This is a genomic window from Variovorax gossypii, assembly GCF_003965815.1.
GTDB lineage: Bacteria > Pseudomonadota > Gammaproteobacteria > Burkholderiales > Burkholderiaceae_C > Variovorax > Variovorax gossypii.
Genome location: NZ_RXOE01000007.1, coordinates 107,092 through 131,360 on the forward strand (window position 1 = coordinate 107,092; position 24,269 = coordinate 131,360).

General features: G+C 62.5%; 18 protein-coding genes, 2 tRNA genes and 3 rRNA genes. 11 read left to right on the top strand and 12 right to left on the bottom strand.

All coding sequences use genetic code 11. The features are described from left to right. Window positions 1-55 precede the first annotated feature (55 nt). The 6 genes from EJP69_RS22765 to rrf all read left to right on the top strand — a co-directional run bounded on the left by EJP69_RS22765 (window position 56) and on the right by rrf (window position 6,544). On the top strand, window positions 56-598 hold the full coding sequence (locus EJP69_RS22765) for a hypothetical protein (RefSeq protein ID WP_126472598.1): 543 nt from the start codon (window positions 56-58) through the stop codon (window positions 596-598). 713 nt (window positions 599-1,311) lie between these two features. Next, a 16S ribosomal RNA gene (locus EJP69_RS22770) occupies window positions 1,312-2,846 on the top strand. A gap of 88 nt (window positions 2,847-2,934) precedes the next feature. Beyond that, window positions 2,935-3,011, top strand: a tRNA-Ile gene (locus EJP69_RS22775). A gap of 30 nt (window positions 3,012-3,041) precedes the next feature. Then, window positions 3,042-3,117, top strand: a tRNA-Ala gene (locus EJP69_RS22780). A gap of 316 nt (window positions 3,118-3,433) precedes the next feature. Continuing rightward, window positions 3,434-6,304, top strand: a 23S ribosomal RNA gene (locus tag EJP69_RS22785). A 127-nt stretch (window positions 6,305-6,431) separates the two neighbouring features. Further along, window positions 6,432-6,544: ribosomal RNA gene (gene rrf, locus EJP69_RS22790) — 5S ribosomal RNA — on the top strand. Together the 16S, 23S and 5S rRNA genes with 2 tRNA genes alongside form the textbook arrangement of a ribosomal RNA operon. Window positions 6,545-6,627: 83 nt before the next feature. Here the strand turns inward: rrf and EJP69_RS22795 are convergent. From EJP69_RS22795 to hppD, 5 genes are all read right to left on the bottom strand, one after another. Continuing rightward, complete coding sequence (locus tag EJP69_RS22795; protein ID WP_126472599.1) at window positions 6,628-7,560, bottom strand: MBL fold metallo-hydrolase; 933 nt, start codon at window positions 7,558-7,560, stop codon at window positions 6,628-6,630. 3 nt (window positions 7,561-7,563) lie between these two features. Continuing rightward, on the bottom strand, window positions 7,564-9,261 hold the full coding sequence (locus tag EJP69_RS22800; RefSeq protein ID WP_126472600.1) for an AMP-binding protein: 1,698 nt from the start codon (window positions 9,259-9,261) through the stop codon (window positions 7,564-7,566). Between the two features lie 137 nt (window positions 9,262-9,398). Then, window positions 9,399-10,271, bottom strand: a complete 873-nt coding sequence (phhA, locus tag EJP69_RS22805) for a phenylalanine 4-monooxygenase (RefSeq protein WP_126472601.1) — start codon at window positions 10,269-10,271, stop codon at window positions 9,399-9,401. A gap of 28 nt (window positions 10,272-10,299) precedes the next feature. Further along, a complete protein-coding gene (locus EJP69_RS22810; protein ID WP_126472602.1) occupies window positions 10,300-11,106 on the bottom strand; it encodes a transporter substrate-binding domain-containing protein in 807 nt (268 codons plus the stop codon). 37 nt (window positions 11,107-11,143) lie between these two features. Next, on the bottom strand, window positions 11,144-12,271 hold the full coding sequence (gene hppD / locus EJP69_RS22815; protein WP_126472603.1) for a 4-hydroxyphenylpyruvate dioxygenase: 1,128 nt from the start codon (window positions 12,269-12,271) through the stop codon (window positions 11,144-11,146). A 154-nt stretch (window positions 12,272-12,425) separates the two neighbouring features. Between hppD and EJP69_RS22820 the strand changes: the two genes are divergently transcribed. The 4 genes from EJP69_RS22820 to lnt all read left to right on the top strand — a co-directional run bounded on the left by EJP69_RS22820 (window position 12,426) and on the right by lnt (window position 16,306). Continuing rightward, window positions 12,426-12,899 carry an Lrp/AsnC family transcriptional regulator gene (locus tag EJP69_RS22820; protein ID WP_093206014.1) on the top strand — a complete coding sequence of 158 codons (474 nt, stop codon included), beginning with the start codon at window positions 12,426-12,428 and terminating at the stop codon, window positions 12,897-12,899. A 120-nt stretch (window positions 12,900-13,019) separates the two neighbouring features. Next, a complete protein-coding gene (locus tag EJP69_RS22825) occupies window positions 13,020-13,748 on the top strand; it encodes a GNAT family N-acetyltransferase (RefSeq protein ID WP_093206012.1) in 729 nt (242 codons plus the stop codon). A gap of 111 nt (window positions 13,749-13,859) precedes the next feature. After that, window positions 13,860-14,738 (top strand): HlyC/CorC family transporter, encoded by an 879-nt coding sequence (locus EJP69_RS22830; RefSeq protein ID WP_093206010.1) that lies wholly within the window; start codon window positions 13,860-13,862, stop codon window positions 14,736-14,738. Beyond that, window positions 14,738-16,306 (top strand): apolipoprotein N-acyltransferase, encoded by a 1,569-nt coding sequence (gene lnt / locus EJP69_RS22835; protein WP_126472604.1) that lies wholly within the window; start codon window positions 14,738-14,740, stop codon window positions 16,304-16,306. The genes EJP69_RS22830 and lnt overlap by 1 nt, the downstream gene beginning before the upstream one ends. A gap of 3 nt (window positions 16,307-16,309) precedes the next feature. Here lnt and EJP69_RS22840 read toward each other — a convergent pair whose 3' ends face one another. From EJP69_RS22840 to EJP69_RS22870, 7 genes are all read right to left on the bottom strand, one after another. After that, entirely contained in the window at window positions 16,310-17,692 is a 1,383-nt protein-coding gene (locus EJP69_RS22840; protein ID WP_126472605.1) for an FAD-binding oxidoreductase, read from the bottom strand. A 9-nt stretch (window positions 17,693-17,701) separates the two neighbouring features. Continuing rightward, the gene (locus EJP69_RS22845; RefSeq protein ID WP_093304720.1) at window positions 17,702-18,511 is read right to left on the bottom strand and encodes an ABC transporter permease; all 810 of its coding nucleotides are present in this window, start codon (window positions 18,509-18,511) and stop codon (window positions 17,702-17,704) included. Then, a complete protein-coding gene (locus tag EJP69_RS22850) occupies window positions 18,508-19,344 on the bottom strand; it encodes an ABC transporter ATP-binding protein (protein ID WP_093206002.1) in 837 nt (278 codons plus the stop codon). The genes EJP69_RS22845 and EJP69_RS22850 overlap by 4 nt, the downstream gene beginning before the upstream one ends. Before the next feature lie 160 nt (window positions 19,345-19,504). Continuing rightward, complete coding sequence (locus tag EJP69_RS22855) at window positions 19,505-20,488, bottom strand: ABC transporter substrate-binding protein (RefSeq protein WP_126472606.1); 984 nt, start codon at window positions 20,486-20,488, stop codon at window positions 19,505-19,507. Window positions 20,489-20,570: 82 nt separating this feature from the next. Next, the gene (locus EJP69_RS22860) at window positions 20,571-21,434 is read right to left on the bottom strand and encodes a creatininase family protein (protein ID WP_093205998.1); all 864 of its coding nucleotides are present in this window, start codon (window positions 21,432-21,434) and stop codon (window positions 20,571-20,573) included. 17 nt (window positions 21,435-21,451) lie between these two features. Beyond that, window positions 21,452-22,729 carry an amidohydrolase family protein gene (locus EJP69_RS22865; protein WP_126472607.1) on the bottom strand — a complete coding sequence of 426 codons (1,278 nt, stop codon included), beginning with the start codon at window positions 22,727-22,729 and terminating at the stop codon, window positions 21,452-21,454. Further along, the gene (locus EJP69_RS22870) at window positions 22,726-23,313 is read right to left on the bottom strand and encodes an NAD(P)H-dependent oxidoreductase (protein ID WP_126472608.1); all 588 of its coding nucleotides are present in this window, start codon (window positions 23,311-23,313) and stop codon (window positions 22,726-22,728) included. The genes EJP69_RS22865 and EJP69_RS22870 overlap by 4 nt, the downstream gene beginning before the upstream one ends. 316 nt (window positions 23,314-23,629) lie before the next feature. Here EJP69_RS22870 and EJP69_RS22875 point away from each other — a divergent pair, with 316 nt between their 5' ends. Next, window positions 23,630-24,262 carry a hypothetical protein gene (locus EJP69_RS22875; protein WP_126472609.1) on the top strand — a complete coding sequence of 211 codons (633 nt, stop codon included), beginning with the start codon at window positions 23,630-23,632 and terminating at the stop codon, window positions 24,260-24,262. Window positions 24,263-24,269: the final 7 nt, after the last annotated feature.

Sequence of the window (24,269 nt, forward strand, 5' to 3'; positions counted from 1 at the left end):
CCCCATCGGCCTTGTTCGCCACCACTGATTACCACTGTCCCAGGAGGGATGCATCATGACCAGCTTCGTTCACGTTGACCAACCTACCGTCCACCCCGGCGTACGTCGCGCCGAAGTCCTGTTCGGCCAGATCCAGGCCGCCCGCGCAGGTGCCAATGGCGCCCGCCCGCTCATCGCCCTGCTGATCATCGCCATCGCGGCGGCTGTCCTGGTGGTGACCGAATCGCTCGTTTCCAACTGGAACGACGGCGGCCTGCTCGCTGTCTGGACCGTGTTCTGCGTCGCGGCCATCGGCCTGTTCGCGCTGTTCGCAGGTTCGATCAGCCAGGGTGCCATCGGCACCGCCTGGCGCGCTGCCGCACAACGCCGCGCTGCTGCCCGTGCCGATGCCCGCTTCCTGGAAACCGCCAAGAACGATCCGCGCGTGATGCAGGATCTGCAGGCCGCGATGTGGCGCCAGCAATCTGAAGGCACTGTCCCGGCCGTTGAAGCTGCCAAGATCGATGCGCTGGCCCGCATGAGCGCCCGTTCGCAGGAAGTGCGCATGCCCACGCTGTACGAAGCCATGCGTCGCATGAACAGCTCGCGCTACTACTAATAAGTAGCGTCTCGCTGAATGACGAAAGCCGCCCTCGGGCGGCTTTCGTCATTTATGAGGGGGAGGTGTAGAGCCTCCGCGCAAAAAAGTGCTCAAGAGTGGACGGAGCCTCAAAATCTGTCATATACTCGTGGGCTTCGCTGCTGAATACCTCTGGTGTTCGGGTCCAGCCGGTCTCTTCGGAGGTGGTTGGAGGGGTGAAGAAAAAGTCTTCGAAAGTTGACGCGGTTTGAAAAAACGGTGCATAATCGAAGGCTTCGCTGAAACGAACTGCTTCAGCGACTTGCGGTGAAAGTCGTGGGTTGCGAAAGAAGTTGGCTGAAGCGAAAAGCCAAGAAAGTTTGGTGAGATTTGAAAAAATCGTGCTAGACTACAAGGCTCCGCTGAAATGACTTCGGCGGCTGACAATGAAAGTTGTGAGCTGTGAATAACGAAGAAATGGAAAGCGAAAAAAGTTTGGCGATTCTTTAAAAATCGTGCTAGACTACAAGGCTTCGCTGATCGCAGCAAGCAAACGAAGTAAACGACAAGTTGCTTCGGTGATCGTTAAAAAATTACAGCCGATAAGCGTGGGCGTTTGAAGGTAATTGCACAAGTTCTTCGGAACAAGTCGCAAGACTTAAAAACGCTCATGAGAATAGAAGTGAAGTTCACTTCAATTCCGTTTTTGTGAGTTTTGCTTCATCGCGAGATGGGGCGCAAAAATCAAGATCGAACTATAGAGTTTGATCCTGGCTCAGATTGAACGCTGGCGGCATGCCTTACACATGCAAGTCGAACGGCAGCGCGGGAGCAATCCTGGCGGCGAGTGGCGAACGGGTGAGTAATACATCGGAACGTGCCCAATCGTGGGGGATAACGCAGCGAAAGCTGTGCTAATACCGCATACGATCTACGGATGAAAGCAGGGGACCGCAAGGCCTTGCGCGAATGGAGCGGCCGATGGCAGATTAGGTAGTTGGTGAGGTAAAGGCTCACCAAGCCTTCGATCTGTAGCTGGTCTGAGAGGACGACCAGCCACACTGGGACTGAGACACGGCCCAGACTCCTACGGGAGGCAGCAGTGGGGAATTTTGGACAATGGGCGCAAGCCTGATCCAGCCATGCCGCGTGCAGGATGAAGGCCTTCGGGTTGTAAACTGCTTTTGTACGGAACGAAACGGCCTTTTCTAATAAAGAGGGCTAATGACGGTACCGTAAGAATAAGCACCGGCTAACTACGTGCCAGCAGCCGCGGTAATACGTAGGGTGCAAGCGTTAATCGGAATTACTGGGCGTAAAGCGTGCGCAGGCGGTGATGTAAGACAGTTGTGAAATCCCCGGGCTCAACCTGGGAACTGCATCTGTGACTGCATCGCTGGAGTACGGCAGAGGGGGATGGAATTCCGCGTGTAGCAGTGAAATGCGTAGATATGCGGAGGAACACCGATGGCGAAGGCAATCCCCTGGGCCTGTACTGACGCTCATGCACGAAAGCGTGGGGAGCAAACAGGATTAGATACCCTGGTAGTCCACGCCCTAAACGATGTCAACTGGTTGTTGGGTCTTCACTGACTCAGTAACGAAGCTAACGCGTGAAGTTGACCGCCTGGGGAGTACGGCCGCAAGGTTGAAACTCAAAGGAATTGACGGGGACCCGCACAAGCGGTGGATGATGTGGTTTAATTCGATGCAACGCGAAAAACCTTACCCACCTTTGACATGTACGGAATTTGCCAGAGATGGCTTAGTGCTCGAAAGAGAGCCGTAACACAGGTGCTGCATGGCTGTCGTCAGCTCGTGTCGTGAGATGTTGGGTTAAGTCCCGCAACGAGCGCAACCCTTGTCATTAGTTGCTACATTCAGTTGGGCACTCTAATGAGACTGCCGGTGACAAACCGGAGGAAGGTGGGGATGACGTCAAGTCCTCATGGCCCTTATAGGTGGGGCTACACACGTCATACAATGGCTGGTACAAAGGGTTGCCAACCCGCGAGGGGGAGCTAATCCCATAAAACCAGTCGTAGTCCGGATCGCAGTCTGCAACTCGACTGCGTGAAGTCGGAATCGCTAGTAATCGTGGATCAGAATGTCACGGTGAATACGTTCCCGGGTCTTGTACACACCGCCCGTCACACCATGGGAGCGGGTTCTGCCAGAAGTAGTTAGCTTAACCGCAAGGAGGGCGATTACCACGGCAGGGTTCGTGACTGGGGTGAAGTCGTAACAAGGTAGCCGTATCGGAAGGTGCGGCTGGATCACCTCCTTTCTGGAAACAGGCAATTTAATTTAAACGCCCACACTTATCGGTTGTTGGAAGAAGTCGGTTGTCTTCGATGTGAAGATGATCGGCGAATGGGTCTGTAGCTCAGCTGGTTAGAGCACCGTCTTGATAAGGCGGGGGTCGTTGGTTCGAGCCCAACTAGACCCACCAAATCTTCTGATATCTCGTGTGAGAGTTTGAGGGGGATTAGCTCAGCTGGGAGAGCACCTGCTTTGCAAGCAGGGGGTCGTCGGTTCGATCCCGTCATCCTCCACCAACAACTCGATGCTTATTCAACACCAAAGCGGCTTCCTGCGAAAGCATGAGGCTTCTTTGTTGTTGATCAGGATCTCTTGATCAATCGGCTGTTCTTTAAAAATTCATAGAGTCGAATCAGCGCTGCTGATGGAAACCGCACATTCGTAAAGGTTTAGTGCGGACCGTGCCATCAGCGGCAAGAATTTTTGATTGCGTCAAAAGAAACTTCAATTTCGAATCAAATCGATTTTTGAAGACGGCATAACGCGTCAGGTGAAAGACCTGGCAATTCCTTGATTGACTTTGGTTTCCGTGAGGAAACGTCAAAGTTATAGGGTCAAGTGAATAAGAGCACGTGGTGGATGCCTTGGCAATGATAGGCGACGAAGGACGTGATAGCCTGCGATAAGCTTCGGGGAGCTGGCAAATTAGCTTTGATCCGGAGATTTCCGAATGGGGAAACCCACCGAAAGGTATCGCATGATGAATACATAGTCATGCGAGGCGAACCGGGTGAACTGAAACATCTCAGTAGCTCGAGGAAAAGACATCAACCGAGATTCCGAAAGTAGTGGCGAGCGAAATCGGAGAAGCCTGTTAGTGATAGCACAAGACATAACGGAACAGCTTGGAAAGGCTGGCCATAGCGGGTGATAGCCCCGTACGTGAAATGACCTGTGTGGTACTGAGCTAACGACAAGTAGGGCGGGACACGAGAAATCCTGTCTGAATATGGGGGGACCATCCTCCAAGGCTAAATACTCATCATTGACCGATAGTGAACTAGTACCGTGAGGGAAAGGCGAAAAGAACCCCGGGAGGGGAGTGAAATAGATCCTGAAACCGCGTGCTTACAAAAAGTAGGAGCCCGCAAGGGTGACTGCGTACCTTTTGTATAATGGGTCAGCGACTTACATTCAGTGGCAAGGTTAACCGAATAGGGAAGCCGTAGAGAAATCGAGTCCGAATAGGGCGATCAGTCGCTGGGTGTAGACCCGAAACCAAGTGATCTATCCATGGCCAGGATGAAGGTGCCGTAACAGGTACTGGAGGTCCGAACCGACTAGTGTTGCAAAACTAGCGGATGAGCTGTGGATAGGGGTGAAAGGCTAAACAAACTTGGAAATAGCTGGTTCTCTCCGAAAACTATTTAGGTAGTGCCTCAAGTATTACCTTCGGGGGTAGAGCACTGTTTTGGCTAGGGGGTCATGGCGACTTACCAAACCAAGGCAAACTCCGAATACCGAAGAGTACAGCTTGGGAGACAGAGCACCGGGTGCTAACGTCCGGACTCAAGAGGGAAACAACCCAGACCGCCAGCTAAGGTCCCTAAAATTGGCTAAGTGGGAAACGAAGTGGGAAGGCTAAAACAGTCAGGATGTTGGCTTAGAAGCAGCCATCATTTAAAGAAAGCGTAATAGCTCACTGATCGAGTCGTCCTGCGCGGAAGATGTAACGGGGCTAAGCCAGTTACCGAAGCTGCGGATTTGCAATTTATTGCAAGTGGTAGGAGAGCGTTCTGTAAGCCTGTGAAGGTGCGTTGTAAAGCGTGCTGGAGGTATCAGAAGTGCGAATGCTGACATGAGTAGCGTTAAAGGGGGTGAAAAGCCCCCTCGCCGTAAGCGCAAGGTTTTCTACGCAACGTTCATCGGCGTAGAGTGAGTCGGCCCCTAAGGCGAGGCAGAGATGCGTAGCTGATGGGAAACAGGTCAATATTCCTGTACCGATGTGTAGTGCGATGTGGGGACGGATCTTAATAGGTCATCCGGGTGTTGGATATCCCGGTTTAGTTGGATGTAGGCGTGCATTAGGCAAATCCGGTGCACATATACCGAGGCCAACGATCGAGCCAGCTTGCTGGTGAAGTGACTGAACGAGGTTCCAGGAAAAGCCACTAAGCTTCAGCTACACACGACCGTACCGCAAACCGACACTGGTGCGCGAGATGAGTATTCTAAGGCGCTTGAGAGAACTCAGGAGAAGGAACTCGGCAAATTGACACCGTAACTTCGGAAGAAGGTGTGCCCTATTAGTGTGAAGTGAACAACGGAGCATGAATGGGTTGCAAAAAATCGGTGGCTGCGACTGTTTATTAAAAACACAGCACTCTGCAAACACGAAAGTGGACGTATAGGGTGTGACGCCTGCCCGGTGCTGGAAGATTAAATGATGGGGTGCAAGCTCTTGATTGAAGTCCCAGTAAACGGCGGCCGTAACTATAACGGTCCTAAGGTAGCGAAATTCCTTGTCGGGTAAGTTCCGACCTGCACGAATGGCGTAACGATGGCCACACTGTCTCCTCCTGAGACTCAGCGAAGTTGAAATGTTTGTGATGATGCAATCTCCCCGCGGAAAGACGGAAAGACCCCATGAACCTTTACTGTAGCTTTGTATTGGACTTTGAACAGATCTGTGTAGGATAGGTGGGAGGCTTTGAAGCAGGGTCGCTAGATCTTGTGGAGCCAACGTTGAAATACCACCCTGGTGTGTTTGAGGTTCTAACCTAGGTCCATTATCTGGATCGGGGACAGTGCATGGTAGGCAGTTTGACTGGGGCGGTCTCCTCCCAAAGCGTAACGGAGGAGTTCGAAGGTACGCTAGTTACGGTCGGACATCGTGACGATAGTGCAATGGCATAAGCGTGCTTAACTGCGAGACTGACAAGTCGAGCAGATGCGAAAGCAGGACATAGTGATCCGGTGGTTCTGTATGGAAGGGCCATCGCTCAACGGATAAAAGGTACTCTGGGGATAACAGGCTGATACCGCCCAAGAGTTCATATCGACGGCGGTGTTTGGCACCTCGATGTCGGCTCATCTCATCCTGGGGCTGTAGCCGGTCCCAAGGGTATGGCTGTTCGCCATTTAAAGAGGTACGTGAGCTGGGTTTAAAACGTCGTGAGACAGTTTGGTCCCTATCTTCCGTGGGCGCTGCAGATTTGAGGAAGCCTGCTCCTAGTACGAGAGGACCGGAGTGGACACACCTCTGGTGTATCGGTTGTCACGCCAGTGGCATTGCCGAGTAGCTAAGTGTGGAAGAGATAACCGCTGAAAGCATCTAAGCGGGAAACTCGTTTCAAGATGAGATCTGCCGGGGCCTTGAGCCCCCTGAAGAGTCGTTCAAGACCAGGACGTTGATAGGTCAGGTGTGGAAGCGCAGTAATGCGTTAAGCTAACTGATACTAATTGCTCGTGCGGCTTGACCCTATAACTTTGATCAGTCAGATCAAGGTGTTATGCCAAGTTGACGCATTCAAAACAATTCGCCAAAGCTGATTCCAAACTCTATGAATTCGTTTGATTGATCAAGTGATCAGTCAGACAACCCTTTATGCCTGATGACCATAGCGAGTTGGTCCCACTCCTTCCCATCCCGAACAGGACAGTGAAACGACTCAGCGCCGATGATAGTGCGGGTTCCCGTGTGAAAGTAGGTCATCGTCAGGCTCTTACAGCCCAGAAACCCCCAGTCGTACACCGGCTGGGGGTTTTGCTTTGCAGTCGCGGAAACGGAAAATACCGAGAAGCAGCTAAAGGTTGTGCAGGCCTGTGCTATTTGCCTCGGCTGCGCCTGCGGCAATCAATTCCGCCAAGATGTCTCCGGTCAACCGATCCAATTCGATCTCGCCGAAAAAACGCGACCGAATTGCATCCAGATAAGCAGTGCCTCGCAGCCAGGTCTCCCAATCCGCACCGGAGATCGACTGCACTTCCAGCAGCTTGAACTTCATCAGCACCTTGATGGCGTGCCGCGCATGCTTGACCGGATCGCGTCGCAAGCCATCGAGGCGTCGACGTGCAACAGACAAAGCCAGGTCGACGTTATCGAACACGGCGCCGTGCCCCGGAATCACCCGCCGCGGTGCAAGCTCCGCGATCAGATCCAAAGTGGCCCCCACGTCGTCGAACGAAGGCTCTCCGGCCAGTTCGGGAAACGCAATGCCGAAGCCGTTTTCCCACAGGGCGTCCGCAGAAATCAACGTCTGCGTCTCAGGCTCGAACAGAATGATCGAGTGAGGATCGTGTCCCGGTGCGGCATGCACTTGCCACGGCCTGTCCCCGAGCACGCACTCGCTCCCCGGCCGCAGCAGCCCGGTGAAGCCGAATCGCGGACATGTCTGCCCAGTCGCCAGGAAACTCAAGCCTTGCTGATCCCAGCTTTCGACGAACGCAGCTTCGCCTGGCGGGATATCAGTACGAACTGACGGGTAACGTGCTTGCAGTGCCGCGTTCCCTCCGCAGTGGTCGCTGTGCAAATGCGTATTCAGGATGCGATCGAGCGGTCTGCCGCCAAGCACCGACTCGATAAGGGCGACCGTCTGCTCCGCATGCGTCGCATACCCCGTATCGACGATGGCTGTCTCTTCGCCGCCCACGAACAGCACATTGTTCGACGAGAGCCAGCCTCGCTCGAAAACGACGACATTCGCCGGCAGCCCGGCGCTCGCCGACGAATGGCTCATCGTTCAGGCGCTCGCGCTGACGCGAAGTTCGCGGCGCAGGATCTTCCCGACATTGGTCTTCGGCAGCGATTCCCTGAACTCGATGTGCTTGGGCCGCTTGTAGCCGGTCAGCTGCGAATGGCAGTACTGCAGCACCGCATCCTCGGTCAGCGTCGGATCCCTGCGGACCACGAAGACCTTGATGGCTTCGCCCTGCTTCTCGTCGGGCACGCCCACCGCGGCGCATTCCACGACACCCGGGCACAGCGAGATCACGTTCTCGAGCTCGTTCGGGAACACGTTGAAGCCACTGACCAGGATCATGTCCTTCTTGCGGTCGACGATGCGGCTGTAGCCGTCTTCCTGCATCACGGCGATGTCGCCGGTGCGCATGAAGCCGTCGGGCGTGAACGCAGCGGCGGTTTCCACCGGCTGGTTGTAATAGCCCGTCATCACGTTCGGCCCCTTGATGCAGAGCTCCCCGGGCTGGCCGTCCGGCAGCGAATTTCCCTCGTCATCCTTGATCGCGATCTCGATGCTGGGCAGCGGCAGGCCGATCGTCCCGGTGAACTTCGTGTTCGACACCGGGTTGTTCGTGCCGATCGCACAGGTCTCGCTCATGCCCCAGCCTTCGATCATCGGACAGCCGGTGGCCTCGAACCACTTGCGCGCCGTGCCTTCGGAGGCCGCCATGCCGCCTGCCTGCGAGACGAACAGCGTCGAGAAGTCGATCGACTTGAAGTCCGGATGCATCAGCAACGCATTGAACAAGGTGTTCACCGCGGGCAGCATGTGGAAGGGCCGCTTCTTCAGCACCGCGATGAACTTGTTGAAGTCGCGCGGGTTGGGAATCAGCGTCATGTGCGAGCCCTGGCGGATCACCAGCAGGCACAGCGTCAGCGCGAAGATGTGATACAGCGGCAGCGCCGCGATGCTGTTGACCTTCGCCAGATCGCCGGCACGCGACAGCGCCGGCGTGAACCATGCCTCGGCCTGCAGGGTGGCCGCGACGATGTTGCGGTGGGTCAGCACCGCGCCCTTCGACAAGCCGGTCGTACCGCCCGTGTATTGCAGGAAGGCAATGGAATCGAGGGTACTTTGGTCCGGTTCCAGCGTGCGGCCGCGTCCCTCCGAGATGGCCTGATTGAAGGGCGTCACGCTGCGCCCGTCGCTCAGCGGCAGCTTGTAGGCAGGCACCAGCTTCGCGAGGTGCCGCACGGCCACCGTGATCCATGCTCCGTACAAGCCGCCGAGCAGATCGCCCATCGAGGTCATGACCACGTGCTTCACCGGCGTGCGCTCGATCACCTTCTCGAGCGTGGCCGCGAAGTTCTCGAGGATGACGATGGCCGTCGCGCCGGAGTCTTTCAGCTGGTGCTCGAGTTCGCGCGCCGTGTACAGCGGGTTGACGTTGACGCAGGTGTACCCCGCGCGCAGCACGCCGCACATGGTGACCGCGAACTGCGGAATGTTGGGCAGCATGATCGCCACTCGTGCACCGGGTTCGAGTCCGCGCGACTGCAGCCAGGCGCCCAGCGCCTTCGACAGGGTGTCGAGCTCGCCGTAGGACATCCAGCGCTCCATGCAGACCGAGAAAGGCCGGTCGGCATAACGGGCGAAAGCCTCGTCGAACATCTGGGGCAACGAGCGGTACTGCTCCGGATGAATCTCGTGCGGCACGCCGGCCGGATAGTTCTGTCGCGCGGAAGATGTGGTCTGCATGCAAGCTCCTTTGGCGCGGATTGTGGAAGGCACTTTGCCTCCGCGACCAGCGGGCTTGTCCTAGGGGAAGGGCGCGTGCTGTCGCGCGCGCGATAGCTGCGCGCAGCGAAGAGGGCGCAGAGCAACCCTTCGGAAATTCAGGCCTTGCCCGATTCGCCCGGCAGCAGCACCCCGGCCTCGATGTCGGTCGCGACCTCCAGCGACTCGTACAGCGGCGTGAAGTCGGGCTCCGTGAGGTCGAACAGCTGCTTGAAACTGTCGATCACGAAGTAGTTGGCCTGGTAGGTGTCGATCTTGTAGCGCGTGCGCATGGTGCGCAGCAGATCGAGCGGCAGCCGCCGCGGCTCGTCGCTGAGCACCGCGTGCTTCAGCTCGCCCACCGAGCTAAGGATGCCGGCGCCATAGGCGCGCAGGCCGTCCGGCTGGCGGATCAGCCCGAACTCCACCGTGTACCAGTAGAGCCGCGCCAGCTTCTCGCCGGCACCAAGATCGTGCGCCTTGATGCCGCCCTGCCCATAGCGCTGCACGTAGTCGGCGAAGGTCGGGTCGAACAGCATCGGCACATGGCCGAACAGGTCGTGGAACACGTCGGGCTCGACGATGTAGTCGAACTCCTCGGGCTTGCGGATCCAGTCCGTCACCGGAAACTTGCGGTTCGCGAGCAGCGTGAAGAAAGGCAGCTCCGGAATCAGCCCCGGCACCGCCACGATCTCCCAGCCCGTCGCGCGGTGCAGTCGCTCGTTGAGCTCGTCGAAGCGCGGGATGCGGTCCTTCACGCCCAGCGAGGGCAGCGCCTTGATGAAGGCGTCGCAGGCCAGCCCCGGCAGTTGTGCCACCTGGCGCTCGTAGAGCCGGCGGTACGTGTCGTGATCGGCCGGCGTGTAGCTGGCCCAATCCTGCGGGCAGGTGTAGTCGGCCAGCACCGCGCCGCCGCGCGAATAGTCGCCGCGGGGCGGGCGGTCCGAGGCACCGTAGACGGCGGGAGTGACGACAGCTGCAGGGGTTTCCATCGAGATCGGTCTTGAGTTGCTTCGTTGCTTACTTGAGCCAGCGGTCCATCGTCCGCTGGAAGTCGCCGCCGGCCTGCTGCAGGTGCAGCCATTGGTCGACGTACGACTTGAAGGCCACGTCGTCGCGCGGCAGCATCCAGGCCATTTCGCCGTACTGCAGCGGCTTGTCGGGGTTGACCGCGCACAGGCCCGGCTTGAGCTTCTGCTGCGTGATGGCCTCTGCCGCCTCGGTGACGAACACGTCGGCGCGGTTGGCGAGGATCTCGTCGAAGATCGTCACGTTCTCGCCGTGCAGCGTGAGCTTGGCCTGCTTGAAGTTGGCGCGGGCGAAGCGCTCGTTGCTGCCGCCCGGGTTGAAGATGACGCGCACCGACGGCTTATCGATGGCCGCCACGCTCTGGTACTTGGCCACGTCGGCGCAGCGCGCGATGGGCGTCTTGCCATTGACCATGTAGGGCGCGCTGAAGAAGGCGCGCTTCTGGCGGTCGGTGGTGACCGACACGCCGCCCACGGCGATGTCGCACTTGCCGGCGGTCAGGTCGGGCAGCAGGTTGGCCCAGGTGGTCTTGACCCACTCGGGCTTCGCGCCAAGGCTGGCGCTGAAGCCCGCCATCAGGTCGACGTCGATGCCCTCGAAGCTGCCGTCGGTCTTCTGGAAGCTGAAGGGCTTGTAGTCGCCCGGCGTGCAGATGCGCAGCACCGCTGCCTTCTGCACCGTGTCCAGGTGCGAGGCGCCGGCCGCCGGCGCGGCCGCGGGCGCCATCGCGCAACCCGAAAGAACGGCGGCAGCCGCCGCAATGAAGGTCAAACCGATCGAAGGCGTACAGCTGCGCATGCGTGCTCCAGAAGCAGGTAAATAAGGGAAGGGGCCCTTATTTTGCGGCGCTCAGCACGCCGCGGCGCATCTGGTCGAGCTCGATGCTCTCGAACAGCGCCTTGAAGTTGCCGTTGCCGAAGCCGTCGTCGCCCTTGCGCTGGATGAACTCGAAGAAGATCGGGCCGAGCTGGTTCTCGCTGAAGATCTGCAACAGCAGGGCATCCTTCTTGCCGTCGATCAGGATCTTGCGCTTGTGCAGCGCTTCCACGCTTTCGCCGTGGCCCGGGATGCGCTTGTCGACCAGTTCGTAGTAGGTGTCGATGGTGTCCAGCAGCGTCACGCCGTTGGCGCGCAGCGCGTCGACCGTCTGGTACAGGTCGTCCGAGCCCATGGCGATGTGCTGGATGCCTTCGCCCTTGTACATGTCCAGATATTCCTGGATCTGGCCCGCCTGCTCCTTGCCTTCCTCGTTGATCGGGATGCGGATCTTGCCGCAGGGGCTGGTCATGGCCTTGCTCTTCACGCCCGTAACCTGGCCTTCGATGTCGAAGTACTTGATCTCGCGGAAGTTGAAGAGCTTCTCGTAGAAGCCGGCCCAGACGTTCATCCGGCCGCGGTACACGTTGTGCGTCAGGTGGTCGATGTAGGTCAGGCCGTTGCCGAACGGCGAAAGCGCCTGTTCCGGGGACACGCCGGGCAGAGCCTCGAAGTCGACGTCGTAGAAGCCGATGTTGCCGATGTCACCGGGCTTCGCTCCGTTCTTGCCAGGCCAGCGGTCCACCAGGTAGATCAGGCTGTCGCCGATGCCCTTGATGGCGGGAATGTTCAGCTCGCCGGGGCCGGCCTTGTCGGCGAAGCCCCATGCGCCCAGCGCCGTGGCGCGTTCATAGGCCTGCTTGGCATCCTGCACGCGGAAGGCAATGGCGCACACGCTCGGGCCATGCTCGCGGGCGAATTTCTGCGCGAACGAGTCGGGCTCCGCATTCAGGATGAAATTGATCGTGCCCTGGCGATAAAGCAGCACGTTCTTGTGGCGGTGCTTGGCCACGGCCTTGAAGCCCATGCGCTCGAATACCTTGCCCATGGCAACCGGATCGGGTGCCGCGTATTCGATGAATTCGAAGCCGTCGGTGCCCATGGGGTTCTCCCAGGGAGTGAAGGCGGGTGCGTCGGCTTGGCTCATGTGCGGTCTCCGGTAGAGGTGGGGATTGATTGGATTGAATGAACAAGGCGCGAAATCGGCCGGTCATGCAATGTAGGGTGGATGCCTCTCAGGTTTTCTGCGTTTCCACGCGCCCATGGTGGTCATCACGCGGTAAAACTGCAAGAATGACGAAATGGAAGCACTGGACAAGATTGATAGGCTGATTTTGCGCACGCTGCAAGCAGACGGCCGCGCAACCTACGACCAGATCGCCGAGCAGGTGAGCCTGTCGCCCAGCGCGGTGCTGCGGCGGGTCAAGCGGCTCGAGGAACACCGCGTGATCGACCGCTACGTGGCGCTGGTCCAGCCCGAAGCAATCGGCCTGGGCCTGACCGCCTACCTCAACGTGCGGCTCGAAAAGCACACCGAGACCCACAAGCGCAACCCCATGGACCTGTTCCGGGCCAGTGTGCAGACCTGGCCCGAGGTCGTCGAGTGCGCCGCCCTGACTGGCGACATGGACTACCTGCTGCGCGTGGTGGTGGCCGACATGGCTCACTACAGCCGCTTCATCATGGACACCCTGCTCAAGCACCCCAGCGTGGAAGACTGCAAGACCAGCTTCGTGCTCGACCGTGTCAAAGCCACAACAGCTGTGCCCGTTTAGCTACATTTCGGTTGCGCGAGAGCCACAGGGTCTGGTCGCGGTCTGGCACTGGGTCACAAATGTGTCCCGTGATTGACCTTGCGAACTTGTTGTTTAAGGGGAAACCCTTATATTTGAGCCATGCTTACCGCCAAGACCCTTCTCAAAGCGTCTCTCGGCATTGGCTCTTTCCTGAAAGCGCCGATGGTTGAGGCGCAACCACGCGCCGTCAGCGCGCCTCAACCGGTGATGGTGCCGATCCGCTCGATCGGCCCGCGCGAACGCGAGCGCATCGCCCGCCACCTGCTCGACCTCACCCCGCACGATCGCTACCTGCGCTTTGGCTACGCGGCGGCCGACGAGCAGATCCAGCGCTACGTCGACAGCCTCGACTTCGAACGCGACGAGCTCTTCGGCATCTACAACCGCCGCCTCGACCTGATCGCGATGGCGCACCTGGCCTTCGCTCCCGGCGACCAGCACAGCGACTGCGCCGAGTTCGGCGTGTCGGTCTCGGCCCATGCCCGCGGCCGCGGCTACGGCGCCCGCCTGTTCGAGCGCGCAGTGGTCGTGGCGCGCAACGAAGGCGTGGGCATGCTCTTCATCCATGCGCTGAGCGAGAACGCCGCCATGCTGAAGATCGCCCGCAACGCAGGCGCCACCGTGGTGCGCAGCGGCGCCGAAGCCGAAGCCCACCTCGAACTGCCCAGCGCCACCTTCGACAGCCGCATGAGCGAGATCGCACTGGAGCACTACGCCGCCGTCGACTACGCGCTCAAGACCCGCGCCAAGCAGTTCTGGGCCTTCCTGGCCAGCCTGCAGGAAGTGCGCAGCGGCATGCGCGACGCGCGCAAGAAGTCGGCCCAGTAAGCCGCCGGCGCCCTGGCGGCGCCTGCGTGCTTACCCTCGCCGGAATTGCCCGGTAGAGCGTGTCACACGCAATCCGGTATCCTTGTTCCTCCTCAACTCCGCCCTCCCGCAGTGGCCGACCCTCACCCTGAACGCGCTCCCGTCGAACGGGAAGACAAGCGCAGCTTTCTCCAGAAACTCGCCGAATTCATCCACCCCGGCCCTGACTCGCGCGACGAACTGATCGAAACCCTGGCTGACGCCGAGGACAACGAGGTGATCGGCGCGGAGTCGCGCGTGATGCTCGAGGGCGTGCTGCGCATGGCCGACATGACCGCCGGCGACGTGATGGTCGCCGCGCCGCGCATGGACCTGGTGAACATCGACGCGCCCTTCGACGCGTTGCTGCACCTCGTCATCGACACCGCGCACTCGCGCTTCCCGGTGTACGAGGGCGAGAAGGAAAACATCATCGGCATCCTGCTCGCGAAGGACCTGCTCAAGCTGCAGCGAGCGCCGGGCCTGAACATCCGCGCGCTGCTGCGCCCGGCCACCTTCGTTCCCGAGAGCAAGGGCCTGAACGACCTGCTGCGCGAGTTCCGCGGCAACCGCAACCACCTGGCCATCGTCATCGACGAGTTCGGCCGCGTCGCAGGCCTCATCACCATCGAGGATGTGCTCGAGCAGATCGTGGGCGAGATCGAGGACGAGTTCGACATCGCCGAGGACGAGGGCGACATCTTCGGCCTCGCCGACCACACCTACCGCGTCTCGGGCGACACGCCCATCGAGCGCGTCGCCGAGGCCTTCGGCATCGTGTTCGACGAAGAGCAGCTCAGCGAAGACTTCGACACCATCGGCGGCCTGATCGCGCACGAGATGGGCCATGTGCCCAAGCGCGGCGAGCACCACGCGATCGGCGGTTTCGACTTCGTCGTGCTGCACACCAAGGGCGGCGCCGTGCGCTGGTTCAAGGTGTCCCCGGCACGCGGCGGCGACGCGGCCGACTGATGGCTCGCGCGCAGGCTTCCTCCCTCGCCTCCCTGTTTCGCCCGCTCGGCTTCGTCGCCGCCGGGCTCGCCCAGGCGCTGTCCATGGCTTCGCCCGCGGGCGGCAAGCCGCTGTGGTGGCTGCAGCTGCTGTCGCTCGGCGCCTTCGTCTGGCTGCTCGACGGCCTGCGCGCGCAGGGTGCCGGCTGGCGTCGCGCCGGCCTGCATGGCTGGCTGTTCTCCACCGCCTGGCTCACAGGCAGCTTCTGGTGGCTCTTCATCTCGATGCACACCTATGGCGGCCTGCCTGCGCCGCTTGCGGCCATCGCCGTGCTCGCGCTGGCGGCTGCGCTGGGCCTTTACTACGCCATCGCAGCGGCATGGTTCGTCGTGCGCGGACCCGAGGGACGCGTGACAGGTGCAGTGGTCTTCGCCGCGCTCTGGACGCTCGCGGAGCTGGTGCGCGGCAGCTGGTTCACGGGCTTCCCATGGGGCGCGGGCGGCTATGCGCATGTCGAAGGGCCGCTCGCGGCGCTCGCGCCATGGGTGGGCGTGTACGGCATCGGCGCGGCTGCTGCGCTGGTCGTCGCGCTGATCGTGCTGCACCATCGCCCGCTTCGCATTGCCGAAGCCGTGCAGGTCGTGGTGCTGGTCGCGCTGGTGTTCGCAGTGCCGAATCTCGTGCCCGCGCTTCGCGAAGAGGTGCAGGGTGCGAAGGGCACCACCGGCAGCCTGAACGTCGCTCTCCTGCAGGGCAACATCCCGCAGGACGAGAAGTTCATTCCCGGCGGCGGCATCGAGACCGCGCTTCGCTGGTACGGCGAACAGCTGCGCGATGCCAAGGCCTCGCTCGTCGTCACGCCCGAGACCGCATTGCCGCTGCTGCCCGTGCAACTGCCGGGCGGCTATCTCGACGCGATACGCGCGCGCTACAGCCAGGGCACGCAGGCGGCCATCGTCGGCCTGCCCCTTGGCGGACAGGGCACCTACAGCAACTCGATGCTCGGCTTCCGCCCCGGCGACGCGCAGCCCTACGTCTACAGCAAGCACCACCTGGTGCCCTTCGGCGAATTCATTCCGCCGGGCTTCCGCTGGTTCATCCAGATGATGAACATCCCGCTGGGCGACTTCGCGCGCGGCGGCCTCGCGCAGGCGCCCTTCGTATGGCAGGGCCAGCGCATCGCGCCGAACATCTGCTACGAGGATTTGTTCGGCGACGAAATCGGCGCGAACTTCCGCGACGAGGCCACGGCGCCCACCATCCTGCTCAACGTGAGCAACATCGCGTGGTTCGGCGACACCGTCGCCATCGACGAACACCTGTCGATCTCGCGCATGCGCGCGCTCGAATTCGCCCGGCCGATGGTGCGCTCCACCAACACCGGCGCGACCGTCGTGATCGACGCCCAGGGCCGTGTGACGCACGAGTTGCCGCGCCTCACGCGCGGCGTGCTCGAAGCCAGCGTGGAAGGCCGCCGCGGCCTCACGCCCTTTGCGCGCTGGGTGGCGCCCTTCGGCCTCTGGCCGTTGTGGCTGCTGGCCATGGCCATCGTGGCGGTGGCCCGGGTACAAGGCCGCCGCAGTCGCTGAGCCTCAGGCTGCCGCAGGCAGAGCCTTCACCGGCCAGTCGCGCAGCTTGCCCGGGTTCAGCAGGCCCAGCGGGTCGAAGCGCTTCTTCACCTCGATGACTTCCGGCGGCAGCGGCCCGCCAGCCTTGCCGTCTTCGACGATGTTCACGTGCGGGTTGTTGATGTGCACGCTGTGCTCACGGTGGATGCGCATGATCTCCTGCAGCCGCTCCTCGGTGCTGAAGCGCACCAGCTGCAGCCCGCTGCAGGTCATGAGGCCGGCCACGTTGCGCAGGAACTCGATGTGCATCATCACCTCGCCGTTCTCACCGCCCAGCAGCTTCTCCATCTCGATGACCTGCTCGACGTGCCTGCCGGGAATGAAGCCGCTCTGCAGGTAGGTCAGGTTGGGGTCGATCTTCAGCGCATGCAGCGTCGTGTGGTTCCAGGTGAATTCCATCAGCGTGCGGTTGCTCTTCTGCACCTCTTCGGCCGTCTTGCGGTAGCTCACGGTGCCACCGTGCGCTTCCACCAGCTGCAGCAACGCGGGCTCGCACGATTCGGCCACCAGCGACAGCACCGTGTGGCAGCCCTTCGGCAGATGCGCGGCCAGTTGCGCCAGATGGTCGGAGATCGGTGCCGCGAAGAAGGTGACGCCGCGCTTCACGATGCCCGGCGCGTGCGCGAGCTTGTCGGCGAAGTTCAGCGCGCTCTCGAAGTCGCCGAAGGTCACCAGCGTCTCGAGCCACGGATGCGCGGGTGCCAGCGCGATCTCCAGCTCCAGCACGAGGCCGTTGGTGCCCCACAGGTGGTGCATGCGCATCGCCTCGGCACCACGAAGTTCGACCACCTGAGGCTCGGCCTCGATGGTCATCGCGCGGATGCCGATCACGTTGCCCGGCGCTCCCAGCGGCCCGTAGTTGATGGAGCCCACGCCGCCGAAGCCGCCGCCGAACAGGCCGCCCAGCGTCGCACTGCGGTAGGTGGAGGGCACGCAGCGCAGCTCCTGCCCCGTGGGCTTCGTCTGCTTCTCGAGCTCGCCGAGCCGGATGCCGGCCTGCGCGCGCGCCACGCCGGGGCGCACCCATAGGCAGGTGTTGTAGCCCGTCATGTCCAGCACCACGCCGCCGGCCAGCGGCGTGGTCTGGCCGTAGTTGCCGGTGCCGCTGCCGCGGATGGTGATCGGCACGCAGCGGCGCGCGCAGGCGCCGACCACCGCGCGGATCTCTTCCTCGGTGCGCGGGCGCACGACGACGTCGGCGCGCTTGTCCTTCAGCTGGCGCACGAGCACCGGGCTGAACCACGAGAAGTCGGAGGACAGCCGCGTGACGCGGCTTTCGTCGGTGATCCAGTCGAGGTCTGGCAGTTCGAGCAACAGCTGCTCGATGGCGGAAACAGGAGCGTTCATGGTCAAGGTTCAATCCTGGGAAAGTTCGCTCGCATGCCACGAGCCCAGCGCCAGCTTCGTGAGCCAGGCCATCAGCACGAAGAGCGCGACACCGGTGAGGGAGATGAGCAGCAGGGCCGCGAACATGCGTGGAATGTTCAGCTGGAAGCCCGCCTGCAGGATCTGGTAGGCCAGCCCCGCGCCGGAGCCGCCCGTGCCCGCGACGAACTCCGCCACCACCGCGCCGATGAGCGCGAGGCCGCTGGAGATGCGCAGTCCGCCGAAGAAGTAGGGCAGCGCGCTCGGAATGCGCAGCCGCACCAGCTGCTGCCAGCGCGTGGCACGGTTGAGCTTGAAGTAGCTCTGCAGGTCGGGGTCGATGCTGCGCAGGCCCAGCGTGGTGTTGCTGATGATCGGGAACAGCGCCACCAGCGCCGCGCACACCGTCATCGCCGCCACCGGGTTCTTCACCCAGATGATGATGAGCGGCGCCACCGCCACGATCGGCGTCACCTGCAGCAGCACCGCGTACGGGAAGAGCGCGGTCTCGATGCGCTTGCTCTGCACGAACAGGAACGAGATCAGCACGCCCGCCACCGTGGCCAGCAGGAACGACAGCACCGTGATCTTCAGCGTGACCAGCAGCGCGTTGCCCAGCGGCGCCCAGTCGGTCACCAGCGTCTGCACCATCAGGTACGGAGAGGGCACCAGGTAGGGCGGCAGCTCCATGGCCACCACCATCCATTGCCACAGCGCGACCAGCACCACGCCGATCAGCACGGGGTAGAGCACGCGCTGCACGCGCGGCTGGCCCAGCAGGGGAACGGCCTTGGCGGTCATCGCGCGGCCTCCTCGTCGGTGCTGCTGGCGCGCAGCAGGCTGTCCTGCAGCCGCTTGGCGTGGCGCGCGAACTCTGGCGTGACCATGAAGTCCGCGCTGCGCGGATAGGGCTCGTCGATGCGGAATTCCTCCACCACGCGGCCCGGTCGCGCGGCCATCATCACCACCCGGCTCGACAGGAACACAGCCTCGTGGATCGAGTGCGTCACGAAGATCACCGTGAGCTTCTTCTTGCGCCACAGCTCCAGCAGGTCGGCGTCGAGCTTGTGGCGCGTGATCTCGTCGAGCGCGCCGAAGGGCTCGTCCATCAGCAGCAGGTCGGGCTGCGTGACGAGGCCGCGCGCGATCGACACGCGCATCTGCATGCCGCCCGAGAGAGCGCGCGGCAGCGCGTCGGCGAACTTCTCGAGCCCCACGAGCGCGAGCGATTCCATCACCCGCGCATCGGCCTCCTTGCGCGGCACGCCGGCCAGGTCCAGCGGCAGCCGCACGTTGGTGCGAACGCTGGCCCACGGCATCAGCGTGGGCGACTGGAACACGAAGGACATCTTGTGCGGGCAGTCGTGCAGCTGCGCCACCGGCCTGCGCCACACCAGCAGGCGGCCGTCGCTGGGCTCGAGCATGCCCGCCACCATCTTCAGCAGCGTGCTCTTGCCGCAGCCCGAGGGGCCGAGCAGGGTGACGAACTCGCCCTCGGCGATGGACAGGTCCACCGGCAGCAGCGCCTGCGTGCCGTTGGGGTACGTCTTCTCGGCCGAGAGCACTTCCACTGCCGGCACGGCGGGCGCGAGTTCAGGCGGGGGCGCCAGCGTGTGAGGGTCGATGCGATTCACGATCTGAGTTCTCCGATACGTAGCTGCGTGAGAAATGCGCAATGGCGCGTCGCGGCCTCTTCGTGAAACACCGCGGAACCGGCTTTGCCGGGCCGCAGGTGTTGCCCCCGGTAGGGGGTTGGCGAAGCGACACGAAGTGCGCGCAGCCTGGGGGCGAGCATCAAGGAATGACCTTCGCGTCCTTGACGAACTCGGTCGTGTAGGTCTTCGCCAGCTCCACCTTCGACGGGTCGAGCAACTTCGCGCTCACCAGGAAGTCGTAGCTCGCCTTGGCACGCGCATCCGTCATCACGCCGATGCCGAGCTTGGCCGCGTCGCCGCCGGTGATCATCCCCATCTCCTTGAGCTTGGCCACGCTGTAGGCCAGCTGGTCGTCGGTCATGTTGGGGTTGTCCTTCTTGATGAGGGCATTGGCGGGCGCCGGGTCGGCGAGGTAGCTCTTCCAGCCCTCGGCCGAGGCCTTCACGAAGGCGGCGACCTGCTTGCTGCGGTCCTTCACGGTCTTCTCCATGCACGACACGGTGGTCGCGTAGGCCGGGAAGCCGTGGTCGCTGAACATCAGCACGGTGCTTTTCACGCCGGCTTTCTGGATGGCGTAGGGCTCGGAGGTGAGGTAGCCCTGCTGCGCGGTGTTCTTGTCGGCAACGAAGGGCTGGATGTTGAAGGTGTAGGGCCGCGTCTGCTCGTCGGTGAAGCCGAACTTCGCCTTCAGCCAGGGCCAGTAGCCGCGCTGCGCCTGCGCGCCGATCAGCAGCGTTTTGCCCTTGAGGTCCTCGAACTTCTTCACGTCCTCGTGCGCGATCAGCACCTGCGGGTCTTTCTGGAAGAAGGCCGCCACGTTGACCACCGGCACGCCGCCTTCGCGCACCTGCATCATCTGGATGTCGCTCGAACCCATGATGCAGTCGGCCTGGCCGGCGGCCATCATCTGCGTGATGTTGACCTGCGGGCCGCCCATCTTGATGGTCACGTCGAGGCCGTACTTCTTGTAGATGCCCTGCGCCACGGCCTGGTAGAAGCCGCCGTGCTCGGCCTGCGCGTACCAGTTGGTCATGTAGGTGAACTTGTCCTCGGCCTGCGCGGGCGCGGCGGCGAGGAATGCGATGGCGGCGGCGCCGGCGATGGACAGTGCGAAGGAGCGCATGGAGTGGACCTCTCGTGGCAGGGGAGTTGAAGAAGAAAGAAAAGGAGAAGCGGCCGTTGCAAGAAGCGGGCTCGGGCCGGGCTCAGGCCGGCTGGAAGCTCTGCTGCACGAAGCCCTGCTGGTGCCCGCGCTCCCAGGTGGCTTCTTCGCGCACTACCCAGCGCAGCGCGTGCAGCTCGGTCAGCGCCTGCACCCAGCTGTCGGAGAGCGTGTCGAGGATGGCTTCGCCCTGTTCGCGCGTGGCGGTGGTCGGGTCGCCGATCACGCCGCTCGGGCCGAAGTCGCGCGAGGTCCATGCACAGGCCGGACGGCCGTCGGCCGACAGCAGCTTGATCGGGAAGGGCGGTGGAAAGTTGGCGACCGCGTGCTCCATGTGCACCGTCTCGGGCGCCAGCGCGAGCATCAGCGCCGTCTCGGAATGGCCTGCGTGCATCGCGAGCTTCTTTTCCTGCTCGCTCACCTGCTTGCTCGCAGCGCTGGGCAGGCGCGACACGCCGTGCGGCACCACCACGAAGTCGCCGTGGCGCAGGCGCAGTTCGCGCGCCGCCATCTCCAGCACCTGCGGCTGGCCGCCGTGGCCGTTGGCGAACAGCAGCTTGCGAAAGCCCGAGCGGTAGACCGACTCGCCGATCTCGATCACGGTCGACAGCAGCGTGGTGCCGGTCAGCGTCATGGTGCCGGGGAAGTGCAGGTGCTCTTCCGACTTGCCGTAGGTGATGGTCGGCAGCGCGAAGGCGCGCACCTCTGCGGGCAGCTTCTCGAGCGCCTTGCCCATCACGCCCGAGCAGATCACGCTGTCGACCGAGCACGGCAGGTGCGGGCCGTGCTGCTCGATGGCGCCGCAGGGCAGCACGATGACTGTGTTCTCGCGATCGGGCAGCGCGGCGATCTCGGTCCAGCTCAGGTAGGGCAGGAAGCGGTGGGGCGGGATGTAGCCGTGGAGCATGGGAAGTCCTTGTTCTCTTACTTGGGGAAGAAAGGCGTTGCGTCGCCGTGCGTGACGCGGCCGTCGCGCAGCACCACGCGGGTGGCGGTGCGCGAGGGCCAGCCGTGGCGGTCGGCCTGCGTGAACAGCACCAGGTCGGCGGAACGGCCGACCAGCGAGGGCGCGGCCGACGCCGGGCCACGCTGCAGCCAGTCGCTGCGGCACAGCGCCTGCGACCAGGTGTCGAAGGGCTCGTCGAGCTGGGCCACCAGCGCTGCGGTGCCAAGCGCTTCCACGGGGTCGAAGCTGCCCAGGCGGCAGAAGGGGTCCTGCACGTTGTCACTCGCGAAGAGCAGCGGAATGCCGCGGTCGCGCGCCTCCTTCACCAGGGTGATGCCGCGCAGGCGCGGTGTGCGGCCGGTGACGGCGTCCTGCAGCAGCAGGTTGGTGGCGGGCAGCGAAACGACAGTGATCGGCGCGCGCGCCACCGCGTCGAGCGTGGCGAAGGCCTGCGCCTCGGGCTGGGCCGCGAGCGCGCAGATGTGGCCGCAGACCACGCGGCCTTCGTAGCCGATCTCGCGCAGGATGCGGGCGGTGGTCTGCAGGCCGACGGCCGAGGCGTTGAGTTCCTCGTCGACGTGCAGGTCGATGTCGAGGTCGCAGGCCTGTGCCGATACCAGCAGGTTGCGCAGCGCGTTCTCGCTCCAGTTGGTGGAGTGCACGAAACCGCCGAGCAGCGCATGCGGCCCCGTGGCCGTCACCTGCTTCGCGAGGCGCATGGCCTGCGCGGCGTCTTCGAAGAGCGGCAGCTTGATGAGGCTCACCTGCTCCAGCCGCACCCGGCCGGCCCATTCCTGTGACAGTTCGGCCATCACCGGCCAGGCCATCGGTACGGCGTCGGGCTCCCACCAGTCGACGTGCGTGCGCAGGTGCGCCGTGCCGCATTCCCAGGCCCACTGCAGGCCGCGCGAGGCGCGCTCGCGCACATCTTCGGGCGTCCAGTGCACGCGGTCGGCCAGCATCGCGTCGATGGCGCCGAGCAGGCCGGGCCGCACCTCTTTCATGCGCGGCAGCGTGAAGGCCTTGTCTAGGTGCGTGTGCGCGTCGACGAAGCAGGGCAGGGCCAGCGCGCCGCCGAGGTCCCAGGCCGAAGGCTGCAACGGTGTTGTGGCGGCGATGGCCGGTTCGACCGACTGCACGCGGCCCGCCTCGATCGCGACATGTGCGAGTACCGGCACGCCATCGTGCTGCGGCCATTCGGCCGGCAGCAGCCAGCGCGGCAGGCGCACGTTGCAAAGGAGCGATGGCGCGCTCATGCGAAATGCGCCATGGCCTGGCCCACGCGTGCCATGAAGCGCTTGAGCTGGGGCTCGGTCGCGACGTTCATGTGGTAGTGGGCGTGGTAGTCCACCTTCGCGCGCTGGCCGGTCAGCCGCTTCATGTAGCGCGTGACGATCTTGCGCGGCGGATCGCCCATGTACATCGCCATCCACCGCGGGCGGCCGTAGGTGACGACGGCGCTGATCCGCTTGATGTGCGTGAGCATCGGCTTCACGTTGGCCGGGTCGCTGATGTCGAAGGCCACGCCCGGCATGAAGAGCCGGTCGAAATAGCCCTTGAGCATCGCCGGCAGCCCGAAGCACCACGTCGGAAAGCAGAACACGATGCCCTCGGCCCACTGCAGCCGCTCCACATAGGGCTTCAGCGGCAGCTGGTTGGAGGGCACGTCGTGATAGCCGAGCCGCTCCTCGCGCGAGAGCACCGGGTTGAAGCCCTCGGCGTAGAGATCGCAGTCGTCCACCTCGTGCCCGGCGGCGCGCAGGTTCTTCAGCACCTCCTGGTGCAGGGCGGCGTGGAAGCTGGTTTCGACCGGATGGCAGTAGACGACGAGCACGCGCATGGTGTGTTTGACCGCTTAATCAGAGCAAGTGGTCAGGTTATGCAAGCGACGTGCCAGTGGTGGTGCACTGGTTTGGGGCGGGGTCGTGGTCGAAGGCGCCGCAGCTCCGGGAGTGGCGTCTTCTGGAGGTTAATCCGTAACAAAAGTCACGAAAGTGCCTGAATTCGGGACGTCAGGAAGACTGCAAAGAGTCTTTACGTAACATCCACACACACAACAGAGTAATTGTTAACTAAAATCCACAATTCCAAATTTGTGAACTTTGGACCTCAATAGAGGCGCTTTATTAACCCATTCGATTCACCGAGAGCTCATCTTGAAAAAACTACTCCTGGTTGCAGCCATCGCGGGCGCACTTCCTTTCGCTGCGCAAGCAGAGTCCAATTTCGTGAGCGCGGCCTCGGGCCAGCTGAGCGCCACCGCGCGCCTCAACTTCACGGTGACGATCCCGCGCGTGATGTACCTGCAGGTCGGTACCGGCACGAACTTCAGCACGGTGAGCACGGTCGATGGGCTGACCTTCACGGTGCCGGGCGCATCGGTCGGCGCCGGCGGCACCATCGCGGGTGCGGGCGGTGACCTGACCGGCGGCGCGGTCACGGTGCGCGTGCTCGGCAATGCCGGCAACCTGTCGCTGAATTCCGGCGTGACCGGCCAGCTCAGCAACGGCTCCAGCACCATTCCCTGGAGCGCCATCACCGTGACGGCCGCTCCGCTCACCACGGGCATGACCACCGGCTTCACCAACGCGGCCATCACCCACCCGGCGTTCAGCACGACCTCGGGCGCGGGCCCGACGGCCACGGCCTTCACCGCCGTGAACACCGTTGTGCGCCAGGAAAGCAAGTGGACCTTCGCGTACGACAACACCGGCGTCTACGCGCCCGGTACCTACGGTGCCACCGTGGCCAACAACGGTGTCGTGACCTACACGCTCACCTCGCCCTGACCCTGGG